This window comes from Mesorhizobium sp. M6A.T.Cr.TU.016.01.1.1, assembly GCF_003952585.1.
Lineage (GTDB): Bacteria > Pseudomonadota > Alphaproteobacteria > Rhizobiales > Rhizobiaceae > Mesorhizobium > Mesorhizobium mediterraneum.
Map to the genome: position 1 here is coordinate 4208836 of NZ_CP034452.1, position 14696 is coordinate 4223531.

The following is a 14696-nucleotide window of genomic DNA, read 5'->3' on the forward strand; positions in this document are numbered from 1 at the left end:
CCGCTTCGGAACGATTGATGTCCAGCCAGGCGCGCCGTCAGAACGCGCTGTCGGTTCTGTTCTTCCTATGCGCGGCGTTTGCGTTCCTACTCCGCCTCACGGTGTCACCGCAGATTATGAACATGGTCGTCGACTATACGGCCGACGGTGGCTCATTCTACGAGAAACTGCATTTCGGCACCTATGCTATCTTTCTGCTGCTTCCTATCGTTCTTTTCAGCCGACCGTTCCTGCTGCAGGGCGACGAAATTGGAATATTCAAGGCTTTAATGCTCTATTCTGCGCTGATGTTCGCGCTGGTGCCGTATCTGTTCATCACCGGCCGTGCGGGCTCCTCCGGGTTCATCATCGATACTTATCTGGTGGCGGGCGCCGCAGGCCTTTTGATGCTGGCCTTGAACGCGGAAGTGCGGCGGGCGTTGGGCGACGTCGTGCTTGGAATGGTGATCCTCAGCGCTGTGCTCGGCACGATCGAAGCGGTGACTCAACATCGATTTATGCCTTACGGTCTCAACGAACTGCAATTCAGGCCAATCGGCCTATCGGCGCACCCGCTGGCACTAGGCGCGCTCTGCGCCACAGCCATCGGATTCGTACCGCTGACGCGCTGGCGCATATGGGTGCGGGTGGCATCGATTCTCGTGTTGCTCGTCGGTTGTGCTGCGTCAGGCGCCCGCGCCGCCCTGATGCTCGCTGCCGGAGAAACCCTCATTCTGCTGATGTTCGTGCCTTGGCCGCGCCTGACGCTAAAGCACCAGCGGCAGGCCAAGTCCGTCGTGCTGCTGTTCGCCCTGGCGGGCGGCGCAGCGCTGGTGGCCATACTGTTTTCGGGCGGGCTGCTGAATCGATTCGGCAACACGATCTTTGACGAGAATTTCATGGCGCGGGTGACGATCTACCAGATATTCGGACTTGTTAGCTGGAAAGACATCCTGTTTGGCATGAACGTCGACGCCCTCCTGGCGATCGTCAACGAGAAGCTGCATCTGCCCTATATCGAGAGCGCGCCGGTGGTCATCATCATGCTCTTCGGCTTGCCGATAGCCGTGCTCTTTATCGTGCTGGTATTCTGGTTCATTTTTCGGCTGCTGCGCGCGGCGCCGCTGCCGGCATGGATCGGCACCATGACGTTCCTGCTTGCTGCGCTGTCGAACAACGCGCTCTCGTCAAAAGCGCCGGATATCACGACTATCGTGGTGTTGCTGCTCGCCTATAGAAACGTGCCGTATAGAAATCAGCCGAAGAGCACATCTTCGACCGCTGTTGCATCCGAGCCGAAACTGGATCGGCTTGGATAAGGCAGGCTCCAGACGCATCAGCCGGCGCTATCCACAACCTCGACATTGCCTGCACGGTTAAGCGTGTGAATTCCCGCGCGGGCCCATGCCGGCCCCGGGCCGATCGGGCGGGGCGGCGCAAAGCGCACATCGCAATCGTCAAGCCGGTCCAGCCGCATCAAGCCCAGACCGCCGCCATAGGCTCTCGACCCGTTTTGTACCGGCAGCACCGGCGCGTCACCGTGGCGGATAAAGGCGCCACCGGGTCGAGCGGCCGAGTGATCGACGGCGACCGGGTTGAGGGCATGTGCAACCCATGGCCCGCGCAGCGAGGGCGCGGAATAGACCGTCATCGTATCCGACGCGCTGCCATAGCCGAACCGCTCCGTCCCGAACAGCCAGAAGCGCCCATCCGATTCGAGCAGCGTGGCGTCATTGAAATCCTTGTCCGTCATCAGCACGGTGTCGCGTACCCAGCGATCTGGAAACTGCGCGGCACGGTAGAGCACGAGCTCGCGCGCCGCTCCACTTTCAGGGATCATGAAAATCTCGCCGGCGTGAGCGAACACCTGCGGATACGACAGATGGTGCGCTTCCTCCAACACAACCCTCGGCACACCGAAGGTGCCGTCGTCACCCAGCTCGGCGACAGAAATCACGCCGCGACCGGTGGCATAGGGAAATTCCTCGACAAACAGATAGTGGCGGCCATCCCGCTCGATGACGAATGGATCGGCGTAGAATCGCTGGCCATCGTCCGGGAGGACGGTGAACGGCGTGCCGTCGAGTTGCCCGGTTTCGGCGACACCTGGCCCGTCGATCAGCCGATAGGCAACCTGCCAATAGAAGGGGCGCCCTCCAAGTCTCAGTTTTTGCACGGCGCGATCGATCAACCCCCTGCAGAAAAAGGGCAGATAGTGCCGGACAAAACCGCCATTCCTCAGGATCGGCGCCGGGCTATCGGCGATTGGCACAAGTTCGCCCGCGGAAAAACGGGCGGCGCTTTGCGCAACCAACGAGATGGCCCCAGCCAGCAGATCGTTGCAGCTGCGAGACATCCAGAGACGGTCGCTGAGCATCGGTCGCCCCCGGGCGATCGTGACGCCATCGAGGCGAACGGCAAGTTCGGGCAATCGCCCGCTTGCCAGCATTTCGGTCATACCAGCGGGGAAGGTGCTGTGGCCGCAAAATTCGAGCGTCAGAACCGGCGTGCCGAGTCGTGCGGCAGTGCCGGTGAGATCGATCACGAGGTCGGCTGGACCGGAACCGCCAGACGGCAACGGGTCGGAGGGGCTTGCCAACGAGGGTCCGAAGCGCCGGCTCTCGATCGCCAGCACACTGTCCAGTCCGCGAGCGATCGGCGCAGACGCGCGGCAGCTCGAAACCACGTGACCAGCTGCGTTCAACCGCACCAGAAGCTCATTTTCCCAGCGCCGAGATCCAACGATGTGGCCGATAATTAAAATATTAGTCAATCGAATATGTTCTTTTTCAAGACTACTCTGCCAGGATACCTATCGGGTTAGGCTTTCATAAGAGTTACCGGGGAGAACGCGGGCTTGGCTGTTAATCATATATTAAGATTTAAGGTCACGAAGGCGGCTTCTGCCGCTATTATAGCTCTTGTGGCGAATAATCAGCAGGTCGCGACGCCTTCTGGCGACCAGGATCAGCAATGAACGTCCTTTCACATCCAAAACTGCCGTCCAGGCAAAAACTGCTGATCGTGTTCGGCACGAGGCCGGAGGCGCTCAAATGCTTTCCGGTGGTGCGTGCCGCGCTTGCCCATCCAGGTTTTATTACCGAGACGTGCATCACCGGCCAACATCGCGAGATGGTCGACCAGGTCATCGAACTGACTGGCCTGCCGGTGCATCACGATCTCAACATCATGCAGCCCGGCCAGACATTGTTCGACGTGACCTCGCGCGTGCTGCTGGGCATGGCCGAAGTGCTGGAGAAGGCGAAGCCCGATATCGTCCTGGTGCAAGGCGACACGACCACGGCGATGACTGCGGCTCTGGCTGCCTTCTACAAGCGCATCCCGGTCGCCCATATCGAGGCGGGATTGCGCAGCCACGACATCAACTCTCCCTTTCCGGAGGAGCTGAACCGCAAGATTGCCGGCGATATCGCGACGTGGCATTTCGCGCCGACCATCCAGGCGCGCGACAATCTCATCGCCGAAGGAAAGGACGCTAGCACCATCTTCGTGACCGGCAATACGGTGATCGACACGTTGTTGCATTTTTCCGGCGCGATCGACGCCGACAAGTTGATGAGCGCGAAGCTCGCCACTCATTTCCCTTTCCTCGATCCCGCCAAGAAAATGATCCTCGTCACCGGTCATCGCCGTGAGAATTTCGACGGCGGCATCCACCGTATCTGTGCGGCGCTGAAGCGATTGGCGGTGCGCGAGGACGTGCAGATCGTCTATCCTGTCCATCCCAATCCCAATGTGCGCTCGGTGGTCAACGCAGAACTAGGCGGCGTGCCGAACATCCATCTGGTCGACCCGCAGGATTATCTGCCGTTCCTGTTCCTGCAGAAGCAGAGCTATCTGGTGCTGACCGATAGCGGCGGCGTGCAGGAAGAAGCGCCTTCGCTCGGCAAGCCGGTGCTGGTGATGCGTGAGAATACCGAGCGACCCGAGGGGATCGCGGCAGGTACCGCCCGTCTCGTCGGCACCGATATCGAAAAAATCCTGTCCAATGCCAACAGCCTGCTCGACGATCAGGCCGCCTATCGCGGCATGGCGGAACGACACAACCCATATGGCGATGGCCGGGCCAGTAACCGGATCGTTGAGGAACTGCTGCATCATGGCTGAGATCAAGACCGTTTCCGTTATCGGCATGGGCTATATCGGCCTGCCGACCTGTGCCATTTTCGCCAGTCGTGGGCTCGACGTCATTGGCGTCGACGTCAACGAGTCCGTGGTCGAGAAGGTCAATCGCGGCGAAATCCACATCGTCGAGCCGGACCTTGATGGTTTGATCCAGAAGGTTGTGGCCAACGGCAAGCTCAGGGCTTTCAGCACGCCGCAGCCGGCGGACGCCTTTATCATCGCCGTGCCGACCCCGATGACCGAGGACCACAAGCCGGATGTGAGCTATGTGCTCGCGGCGGCACGAAGCGTCGCATCCGTGCTGAAGCGGGGAGACCTCGTGGTTCTGGAATCGACATCGCCGGTCGGCACGACGCGCATCATGACGGCACTGCTTGCCGAGTTGCGGCCCGATCTCAAATTTCCTCTCGTGCATGGCGAAGAGGCCGATGTCCTGGTCGCCTATTCGCCCGAGCGCGTGTTGCCGGGAAAGGTCCTTACCGAGCTGATCAACAACGATCGCTCGATCGGCGGACTGTCGCGCAAGTCGTCGGAACGGACCGCGGCACTCTATTCAACCTTTGTTGCCGGCGACCTGTTCACGACCAAGGCCGAAAGCGCGGAACTGGTGAAGCTGACCGAGAACGCGTTCCGCGACGTCAATATCGCCTTTGCCAACGAGCTTGCGGCGGTGTGCCAGGATCTGTCGCTCAACGTCTGGGAGGTGATCGATCTCGCTAACCGGCATCCCCGCGTGAACATCCTTCAGCCGAGCCCGGGCGTCGGCGGCCACTGCATTGCAGTCGATCCATATTTCATCATCGATGCCGCGCCTAACAGCACACGGCTGATGGCTTCGGCACGCCGGATCAATTCCGAGCGTCCTTTGTCGGTGGTCAGGGATATCCAAGCCTTGCTCGACCCGTCCCGCAAGCAGACGATCGCCTGTCTTGGCCTCAGCTTCAAAGCCAACATCGACGATATGCGCGAGAGCCCGGCTGTCGAGGTGGTGAAGCTTTTGTCAGATATTCCCAATCTGAAGATCATTGCGGCCGAGCCCAACACACATAGGCTGCCGCACGAACTCGAGGGCAAGGGCATCGTCTTCACCGATGCGCTTTCCGCCATCGACCAGTGCGATATCGTCGTCCTGCTGGTCGACCATCGGCAGTTCAATCTGGTTGATCCCGAAGCGCTCAAGGACAAGAAGCTCATCGACACGCGGGGTCTGTGGACCTGGCGCAAGGCACGCAAGCCCGACGCCCGCATCGAAGGCAAGAAATCAGCGATCGAGCATCTGGCACTTCCCGCAGGTGCAGAGGAGGCCGCATGAACGCGCACGACCCAGGCTGGGCGCAGCATCGCCTGTTGGCGTCGCGTCGCCGGGAATTTCTCGGCGCCCCGATCCATGCGCTGACCATGGCCGAGACGCTGGCCATCGCCGATGAGGCGATGACCCTGCGGCGGCCGCTGCATCATGTGGTCGTGAACGTCGCCAAGCTTGTCAGCATGCGCAACAATACCGAGCTGCGGGAGGATGTTGCGACGGCGGACGTGATCAACGTCGACGGCAAGGGTGTGCTTTGGGGCGCGCGTCTTTGCGGTGTGGCGCTACCGGAGCGGGTAGCCGGCGTCGACATCATGATCAATCTGTTGAGCCTCTGCGCGAAGCGCGGCTTCAGGCCCTTCCTCCTGGGTGCCGAGCAATCCGTTCTCGATGCGGTTGGAAGGCGGCTTGCCAAGGATCATCCGAGTCTCGTCGTCGCCGGTATTCGCAATGGCTATTTCAAACCGGAAGACGAGGCCGGCATCGTCGAGGCGATCAACGCCTCGGGTGCCGACTGCCTGTTGGTGGCCATGCCGACGCCGCGCAAGGAGCGTTTTCTCAAACGCCATCGAGACGAACTCATTCCGAGTTTCGTCATGGGCGTGGGCGGCAGTTTCGACGTCTATGGCGGCAAGGTCGCCCGGGCGCCAAAACTGATTCAAGCGGCCGGTCTCGAGTGGTTGTTTCGCGTGGCACAGGAGCCGCGACGCTTGTGGCGCCGCTATTATGATACCAACACTGCCTACGTGGGGCTGCTATGCCGGGAGTTCTGGGACCGTCGGGGGCGCCGAAAGGTCGATCTGTAAGCACCGGTTACCCCAAAAAATAGGGCACCGGCCCTGGGCTACAGCACCGGTCCGAAATCGGAACCACTTTTCTAGGACTACGATACGACGCGCGCCGTCGCAGGTTTATGCGAGTCGTAGCCGCGCCCGCAACTTAGCTGCGAATAGCATTGCGGCGGCGGGATAAAACAGCCACGTCAGCCCGAAGAAAACCACTGCGCCAGCGGTACCGCCCGCGGCGAGCGAGAAGATGGCCGGCGCATCGCCGAGTACAGCGCTGGCAAGGCTGGCGGCCAGCCCCGTGCTGAGCGAGATGACGATCGAAATGCCGATGTCGCGCCATGGCACCGGCACCGGCGTCAGCCGTTCGCTGATGATGATGCAGGCTACAAGGCCGACCAGCGATCCGCCCGCGAGCGCCAAAGCAGCACCGACCTCCGCCATCGGCGGGATCAACAGCACAGACAGTGCGATTGTCGCCACCGAGCCGAAGGAATTGGCGATGATCAGCAGCCACGGCCGCTTGTGCGCGTGCACCACTGTGCCATAGACGAAGCTCGCGAGGTTAGCACACAGCACGCTGAAGGCGATGATCGGAAAGAGCAGGCCGAAGCGGCCGTGATATTGCGAGGGCAGCAGGAGTTGCGTGATGTCGCTGCTGAGTGCGACCAGCATAGCAGCAACCGGCAGGCAAAGGCGGATCATCAAGGCCATCAATTGCGACAGCAGCCGGCCCGATGCCGCAGGCCCGTCGTCGTCGAACCGGCTGACCACCTCGGGAAAGGCGCCCATGTTGATGGAGTTGGCGACCATATCGATCGGCTGGCGGGCCAGTGCATAGGCTGCGGCGAAGATCGCCACTGCGCCGGCATCGTAATAGATCTTGAGGAACACACGCTCTGCGCTGTGCAGGCCGAAGCCAACCAGCGCCATGATGACCAGGGGCACACCGAGGACGAAGAACTCCCTCTGGGTGAAGCGTGGCGGGCCGGCAACGACACGTCGCGATGCCATAATGCCCGCCACGATGCCGGCGATTAAAACGCCGAGGCTCGAGCCGAGCGATACCGTCAGAAAGGAATCCTGAAACAGGACGACGGCGCCTATTGGCAGCGCGAGTTGCAGCACGGCGCGCAGGAACTCGAGCATCGAATATACCGAATGACGCTGCTGCATCTGCAGCACGGTCAACGCGAAGCGGCCAATGGAACCGGCGATCAGGTAGCTGCAGACGGCGATCGCGAACTCGACCCAGCGCTCCGGCACGACCACTGCCGAGGCGACCACGGATATAATCAGCGCCAGCGCCGTGCTGGCAAGCAACACCCGCCCGGCCAGCATCAGGCTGCCGCGGCTGATGTCGCCTTTGCCGCCAAGCCTGAGTAACGCTATGCGCAGCCAGTTGGTAACGGCAACGTCGGTCATTTCGCCGACAGTCACCACCAGGGTCAGCAAGCCATACTCGGTCTGGTCGATCAACCGTGTCACGATGACCAGCAGGAGCAGCGCGGAGATCCGCGTCAGCAGGATCGCCGGGGCATAGATGAGCGTGGAGCGGAGCAGCAAAGGGTTGTCCCCGGAAGATTCAGCTTCGATTAACCGTCGACCGGCGGAAAATCCAGCGCGATGACGGCAAAGGGTGAACAGATTCAGTTTGAACTAACGGATTTGTCGTAACCTAATTTGAAACCTTTGCTTTGTAGTTCCGAAATGGAGTCATGTTGCAGCGTCTGGTTCACAATCGAAAAGTGCATGTCCTTGTCGCAACGCCCTCGGGCGTTTCGGGGCAGGGAGGCATCGACCGCATCATGGGGGCGCTGAAGCACGAGTTCGAGCGGCAGGAGATCGCCGACATCGATGTACGCTTCCTTGCCAGCCGCGGCCCGGGGCATGTCGGGCTTTCGATCTTCTATATGTTTGACTTTTGCTTGCGGATGCTCGCGGCGCGTTTGGCCAAGCGTGCCGATGTCATCCACATCAATATATCAGTCTCCGGCAGCACCTATCGCAAGATGGTGATCGCCGCCTGCGCACGGCTGCTGTCGATACCTTATGTCCTGCATTTGCACGGGGCGCAGTACGAGACATTCTGGAAAGACGATCGGAGTTTCATGAGCCGCCGCATCGAAGCTCTGTTCGAGCATGCCGGTCGGGTGATCGTCTTGGGCGGGCTTTGGCGCGACTTCGTCGCCAGCCGGGCACCGGGGGCGGCCGGCAATATTGTCATCGTTCCCAATGCCACCGCGGTTCCCACCTTGGCGCATGTCGGCGGCGGCGGCGATGCGCATATCCTATTCCTTGGTCGCATCGGCGACCGCAAGGGCGTGCCGCAATTGATCGATGCGCTGCACCGGATGAAACCGAACGAGGGTTGGCGCGCCACGATCGCCGGCGATGGCGACGTCGAGGCGGCGCGGATGAGAACGGCCGAACTGAGCCTTGCCGAGCGCGTTACCTTTCCTGGCTGGGTCGGGCCTGACGAGGTCGCATCGCTGATCGCTTCGGCGGACATTCTGGTGCTGCCCTCCTTTGCCGAAAACCTGCCCGTCTCGGTCATCGAAGGCATGGCCGCAGGCCTCGCAGTGGTGACGACGCCTGTCGGCGCCGTGGAGGATATCATCACCAACGAGCAATCCGGATTGCTGGTGCCGCCCGGCGATGTTGCGGCGTTGACCGATGCGCTGACACGGCTGGTCGAAAATCCGGCATTGAGAGCCAGGCTTGGTGTTGCCGCGATGGCTGTGCATCGGGAACGGCTTGATCTCGCACCGTTTGTCGGCGCGATTTGCGACGTCTGGAGGTCGGTGGCGTTAAAGGCTCAATCGGTCAAGCGCTGACGCTGTCGTATGCATGGACGCTTAGCGTGCGCGCCATGCTTGCGGAAGGTGACCTTATGACGAGCTGCTGAGGGTTGAGCGTGACATCGATCCCATTGGCGTCACTGCGGCGCTCCAAGCGCGAACTCGCGGTGGAATATCTCCAAATTCAACAGCGCCCATATCAGCTTTTCGTGGTCTGCCGCCCCCTTGGTGTGCTCCGAGACAATTTGATCAAGGTGTTTTGCGCTCAAATAGCTGCGAATGACGGACTGAGAGGAGCAAAGATGGTCGTGCACGTAGTTCCTCATCGAGCCTCGAAACCATTCGGCGACGGGCACCTTGAACCCGATCTTGCGGCGGTTGAGAATTTCCTCAGGAAGCATGTTGGCCATACTGTTGCGCAAGATCAGCTTACCCTTCCGCCAACCCACCTTGTAGCGATCGGGCAATGTGCTGACGAACGCAACCAGATTGCGATCGAGGAATGGCATTCTTCCTTCGATTGAACCGGCCATCATCATCCGGTCGCCTCGTTCCAAGAGATTGTCGGGCAACCACGATGTCTGATCGAAAAACAGCGCGCGGCGAAGGTGGGACGCCGTCGCGCTTGAGGAGAACGGGAAGTTGTTGCGTCCACTGCGGCAACTGGCCGGCGCACCAATGAGGCGATGGTGTTCCCGTGCTGTCATGGCCCCAAACCAGGAGATCATCCGGGTGGCAAAGTCCCTTTCACCCGCGCTTCGGGCAAATGTATCGAATTTGGCCGTTGCGCCAGGCATCGCGCGTATCAAAGGGGCGAGGAGGTTGTCGTGGAGCAAGGCTGGAACGAGCGACCGGTAGATTCCAGCCAGTGATTCTGCGCGATGTTTGGGATACCCGCCGAGAATCTCGTCTGCCCCTTCGCCTGTGAGCACCATCTTGACGTCCTGCGAGGCCCGCTCCGACATCAGGTAAATTGGAATGTCGGAACTTTGTGAAACAGGCGCCCCCAAATGGCGAATCAACTTGGGCAGGTGGTCGATCAGGTCGTCCGCTTCTATGACCAGCTCGCAATGATCAGTCTTGAAATGATCGGCGACGCGTCGGGCGAATGGGAGCTCACTGTAAGCCGGCTCGCTGAAACCGACCGAAAATGTACGAATGGGCTTGTCGCTGTGCTTGGTCATCAGGGCGACGATCGCCGACGAGTCGAGCCCTCCGGAGAGAAAGGCGCCAAAGGGTGCATCGCTGCGCATTCTAATCTCGACGGAATGGTCGAGCAGTTCCAGAAATCGTCGCCTGGCGGTTTCTTCGTCGATATCCTCGGTCAGATCGGTTTGATCTGGAGGCGTATAATAGCGCGTTTCCGTCACTGTTCCTTGTGACCAAACAGCATAGCTTCCGGGGTTGAGTTTACAGATTTGTTTGAAAAGCGTGCGCGGTCCAGGCACATAACGCCAGCGCAGATACTCGTGCACAGCGTCCAAATCGAGCTGTTGCGCATCTGGCTGCGACGACAACAACGCATTGATCTCTGAGGCAAACGACAGCAATTTTCCACTTTGCATGAGGTAAAGGGGCTTTTTGCCGAAGGGATCCCGGCCGAGGATCAATTCCTGCCTCTGAGCATCCCAGAGCGCGAAAGCGAACATGCCGCTCAATCGGTCAAACATGGACAAGTGCCACTGATCATAAGCTCTGAGCAGCACCTCAGTATCGGAGCGTGTTCGAAAATGATGACCGAGGCCGATCAGTTCCTGGCGCAGCTCGATATAGTTGTATATTTCGCCGTTGAAAATAATTCTGAGGCGGCCGTCGTCGACATGCATCGGCTGGTTAGAATCGGCATTTAGGTCAATAATCGCCAGGCGGCGATGCACCAATGCCAATTGGTTCTCGCCGGTGTTCAAGTCCAAGAACTCGGTACCTTCGGCATCGGGACCACGATGCCGCAATGCGTTAGACATTCTGGCGGCCCGATCTTGTGGATTCTCAACCCTCGGCCCTACCCAGCCGCCAATTCCACACATTTTCTTTCCCTTGGGCGAGCGCGTGTTTGCGGCGCTATTTACGACGAATGTATTAAACACTTGGTTGCTGACAAACCGGATCGCGCGGAAAAAGGCCGCAAGGTGGTGAAGCTGAGCTTGATCGGTTCGATGTGCCACCGGCGGTTGCGGCCGGAGGCGGCAAGACGGTTTAACGAAGCCAGGCCGATCCCGGCCCAAAGTGGCAGGGAGAGGATTGGCGTTTGCTGCCCGGCTGGTTCACCGCGGAGGGGACAGCAGCTATTGCAGGCCCAGTGCCCGCAACATCTCGGAGTCTGGGACCGCAGGCCCTTCTTGCCGGATGACGGTCATTCCATAGGGATTGGAGAATTCCCAGACAGACCATGGTATCGCAAAGCGTTCCGCCTGCTGGCGCACCGCCTTGAGATAGCGCAGACGGTCAGCGTCGAACGCGCCCATGCGGCCGTCCGCAGACATGAGGATGACGCCGAATTCGCCCATGAAGAGCCGTCGGCTAGGAATGCCATGGGCCTCGGCCCAGTCGACCGCCTGACGGAAGCTCGCCTCGAGTTGGCTTGGGCCCCAATTCTGCTCGAAATATCGGGCGATTGCTTCACGCGCCGCTACCATGTTCATCACCTGCTCGACCGGGCTCAAGCCGGCAGCGTCCATCTGCGCCTTAAGGGTTTCGGTCACCACTTCAGGCGTGCTGCTGTCGGCCGGCCAGGGAAGGCCCGACGCGAAGGCGTCTCTCCCGTCGGACCGCTGATGCGTGAAGCTGTGCGGCTCATACATGTGGAAGCTGTAGTAGAGGTTCGGATCGTCAAAGTCCGGGGTGAGATTGACCAGTCCGGCAATGCTGCCGCCACAGGCGCCCGTTGCGACGATGGTGAGCTCGCTGCTGACTGCGCGAATATCGCGGACCGTGCCTGCCATGATCCGCTGCCAGTCATCGCTCCCGCTCGAATCGCAGGGGTAGTATGCCGGCTCGTTATAAGGCTCGAGGGCTACCTTGTCGGTGCCGATCTTGACCAGCATGGTGGCGACCGCCACGACCATTTCGCGGTAGCTGACAACGCCCCCGCTGTCGGCACCGTCATAGATCATCTCCATGCTGTAGGCCGGAACCTGGGTGACGCCGTGCAGGTCGAAAACCACCTTGAGGCCGGCCGACGTGACCCGCTCGACCGCGGCGGCAAGTATGTCCAGCGCCTGCTGCCGTTTGGCGCCCTCGCTGGCAAGCAGAGGGCCGGGGTCGACACTCAGCCGGACGAAGTCGAAGCCCATCGATCGAATGCTTGCAAACGCCTCGCCATCACGCCAGTTGGCGAGCGGCCTATCTCCGGCGCGCCACTCCTTCTCGCTGCGATAGGGCGGCCAACGGTAGGATCCATCATCCTCTATCGGCGACCAGTTGAGCCATCCATGCACGCCAACGCCGCGCTGGAGCGGGATCGGCGCAGCGTTGGCGGCCATCGCCATGCCGAGCACCCACGCTGCAATACACGCAATCCTTCTCATCGCCACTCTCCGCATCATGGTCGGAGATATTAACCGCAGGATCGGAAAAGATGATTGCCGTCGCGCGGCTTTTCGACAGCATGGTATATAAGAATCGAAACCTTGGCGGAGCGCGTATGAGAGTCGGCTGGTACATCAACCGGTTGCGCAGCATGGAGCCGGCCGAGGTGTTGCACCGGCTGGGCGAGCAGCGTCGAAGGATCGCTTCGCGCCGCCGCGACGACGGCTGGGAGCGTTATGCTTCGCCCCCGTTGCATCCGGTGCTGCTTGGGTGGCGCGAAGCTGCGCTGGCTGCGACGCCGGCACAACGGCAAGCCATAGCGGCGGCGGCGCAAAAAACGCTTGAGGGCCAGTTTTCCGCACTTGGGCGGACATGGCCGCCGCGCGACCGCGATCGGCTGTTTCCTCCCGAGCTTTGGCGCCTTGATCCGGTAACCGGCAGGCTTTGGCCGGGTCCCGAAAGCCATACTTTCGATATCGATTTTCGCGACGGCGGCGGCCGTGGCGATGTGAAATATGTTTGGGAGATCAACCGGCTGCAGCAGTTGCCGCCACTTGCCGCCCACCTGCTTCTCGCCGGCGACGATGAGTCCCGAATGGCCATCGAGGCGGCGATCGACAGTTGGCATTCAGCCAACCCCCCGTTTCGGGGGGGTGGCTGGGCTTCCGGCATCGAAGTCGCGCTGCGAGCCATCAGCCTGATTGTCACCCTGGACCTCGTCGGCGACCGACTGGGCGCGGCGACACGGCAGCAAGTGGGTGAAATCCTGGCGGCAAGCGCCTATTGGCTGCCGCGGTTTCCCTCCCGGTTTTCCTCCGCCAACAACCATCTCGTTGCAGAACTGGCTGGCGAGTATCTGATCGGCCTGGCGTTGGGGACCGAGGCCGACGCTGCACGCGGAGCCCTCCTGGCCGAGACGCGCAAGCAGATTCTCGCCGATGGCGCCGGTGCCGAGCAGACCCCGACCTACGCCGCCTTCACGGCCGAACTCATCTTGCTGTGCGCCGCTGCGGCACGCCAGGGCGGGGCGCCGTTTCCCTCGCCCGTCGAAGCGCGTCTGGCCGCATTTGCCAATTTCGTCGGCTGGCTCCCGCCAGCCGCCGGCTTTGGCGACAACGACGAAGGTCGCGTGCTGACGCTCGGGGACGAGCCGGGCTATGTCCAATCCGTCGCCGCCGCCATCCATGGTTTTCTGCGGATGCCGGGCGACGCGTCGAAGCCAGACGATTTTCGTGCGCTTTTCTTTGGCACGCCGTCCGAACCGGCACCGGTTCCACACGGGCTGCAAACGTTCACGCAAGGCGGGCTCTCCGTCTGGCGCGGCGAGATGAATGGCCGCAGCATCGATCTGACATTCGATCACGGCCCGCTCGGCTATCTCTCGATCGCGGCTCACGGCCATGCCGACGCGCTGTCGCTCACCTTGTGCATCGATGGCGAGCCGGTGCTGGTCGACCCCGGCACCTGGCTCTACGGCTCGGGGGGCGTCTGGCGCGACTGGTTCCGCTCGACACCGGCGCACAACACACTGAATATCGAGGGCAAAAGCCAAAGCATTATCGCCGGGGAGTTTAACTGGTCGCACAAGGCGGTTGCGACATTGATGGACAGCGAGCCGGGAACCCACTGGAAGCTGCGCGCCCGGCATGACGGGTATAAAAGCCGCTTCGGCGTCGTCCACCAGCGCACCGTGACGCAACAGGCCGACGGCATTCTCGTGGCCGACCAACTGCTCGGCGGCAGGCGCGTGGCCGAGGTCGTCTTCCAACTTGCAGCCGGCCTCAGTGCCAACCAACAAGCAAACACGGTCACGGTATTGCGTGGCGATGAGCCGCTGATGGCCATCCGGTTTCCTGACGCTGCGGTCGAAATCCGCGCCGGCGGCGACGCACCGGGGCAGGGCGGCTGGGTTTCACCGCGTTTTGGCGCCAGGCAGCCAGCCGAACGCATCGCCTGGCGTGGCGAAGTGGGCGAAGACGGAATCAAGATCCACCTCGCGCCAATCTCCCCGTCGCAACGATAGCGACCGGCGCCGCAGCAGAACGGCCTATCCGTTGTTCCGGCCGTATTCGAGATTAATTACGTTCGGACATTTAGCGTTTTGTTACGGTTGATCTGCTAGTTTGGCGCAAATCCGGCATGCTTTGCTCG

11 protein-coding genes are annotated in these 14696 nt (G+C 61.0%); 6 read left to right on the plus strand and 5 right to left on the minus strand.

From position 1 onward, the window contains the following. Positions 1 to 17: 17 nt before the first annotated feature. Positions 18 to 1298: a VpsF family polysaccharide biosynthesis protein gene (locus EJ075_RS20240; RefSeq protein ID WP_245330090.1), complete on the plus strand. Its 1281-nt coding sequence runs from the start codon at positions 18 to 20 to the stop codon at positions 1296 to 1298. Between the two features lie 17 nt (positions 1299 to 1315). Here EJ075_RS20240 and EJ075_RS20245 read toward each other — a convergent pair whose 3' ends face one another. Next, entirely contained in the window at positions 1316 to 2689 is a 1374-nt protein-coding gene (locus EJ075_RS20245) for a hypothetical protein (protein ID WP_126105478.1), read from the minus strand. A 263-nt stretch (positions 2690 to 2952) separates the two neighbouring features. Between EJ075_RS20245 and wecB the strand changes: the two genes are divergently transcribed. From wecB to EJ075_RS20260, 3 genes are all read left to right on the plus strand, one after another. After that, positions 2953 to 4107, plus strand: coding sequence for a UDP-N-acetylglucosamine 2-epimerase (non-hydrolyzing) (wecB, locus tag EJ075_RS20250; protein WP_126105479.1), 1155 nt, complete (start codon positions 2953 to 2955; stop codon positions 4105 to 4107). Further along, entirely contained in the window at positions 4100 to 5437 is a 1338-nt protein-coding gene (wecC, locus tag EJ075_RS20255; RefSeq protein ID WP_126105480.1) for a UDP-N-acetyl-D-mannosamine dehydrogenase, read from the plus strand. Before wecB ends, wecC begins: the two co-directional genes overlap by 8 nt. Before the next feature lie 86 nt (positions 5438 to 5523). Then, on the plus strand, positions 5524 to 6237 hold the full coding sequence (locus EJ075_RS20260; RefSeq protein WP_245457964.1) for a WecB/TagA/CpsF family glycosyltransferase: 714 nt from the start codon (positions 5524 to 5526) through the stop codon (positions 6235 to 6237). 105 nt (positions 6238 to 6342) lie between these two features. Here the strand turns inward: EJ075_RS20260 and EJ075_RS20265 are convergent, their stop codons facing one another. Beyond that, a complete protein-coding gene (locus tag EJ075_RS20265) occupies positions 6343 to 7782 on the minus strand; it encodes a polysaccharide biosynthesis C-terminal domain-containing protein (protein ID WP_126105482.1) in 1440 nt (479 codons plus the stop codon). 152 nt (positions 7783 to 7934) lie between these two features. On the opposite strand from EJ075_RS20265, the gene EJ075_RS20270 reads away from it, so the two are divergent. Beyond that, complete coding sequence (locus EJ075_RS20270; protein WP_126105483.1) at positions 7935 to 9053, plus strand: glycosyltransferase family 4 protein; 1119 nt, start codon at positions 7935 to 7937, stop codon at positions 9051 to 9053. A gap of 101 nt (positions 9054 to 9154) precedes the next feature. Here EJ075_RS20270 and asnB read toward each other — a convergent pair whose 3' ends face one another. The 3 genes from asnB to EJ075_RS33775 form a co-directional block, all read right to left on the minus strand. Then, positions 9155 to 11182 carry an asparagine synthase (glutamine-hydrolyzing) gene (gene asnB / locus EJ075_RS20275; RefSeq protein WP_245457965.1) on the minus strand — a complete coding sequence of 676 codons (2028 nt, stop codon included), beginning with the start codon at positions 11180 to 11182 and terminating at the stop codon, positions 9155 to 9157. Positions 11183 to 11302: 120 nt separating this feature from the next. Then, positions 11303 to 12544 (minus strand): cellulase family glycosylhydrolase, encoded by a 1242-nt coding sequence (locus tag EJ075_RS20280; RefSeq protein WP_126105484.1) that lies wholly within the window; start codon positions 12542 to 12544, stop codon positions 11303 to 11305. A gap of 29 nt (positions 12545 to 12573) precedes the next feature. Beyond that, positions 12574 to 13173, minus strand: coding sequence for a hypothetical protein (locus tag EJ075_RS33775; protein ID WP_245457966.1), 600 nt, complete (start codon positions 13171 to 13173; stop codon positions 12574 to 12576). Here EJ075_RS33775 and EJ075_RS20285 point away from each other — a divergent pair. Continuing rightward, complete coding sequence (locus EJ075_RS20285; protein ID WP_245457967.1) at positions 13141 to 14568, plus strand: heparinase II/III-family protein; 1428 nt, start codon at positions 13141 to 13143, stop codon at positions 14566 to 14568. The genes EJ075_RS33775 and EJ075_RS20285 overlap by 33 nt on opposite strands. The last annotated feature ends 128 nt before the right edge of the window (positions 14569 to 14696 follow it).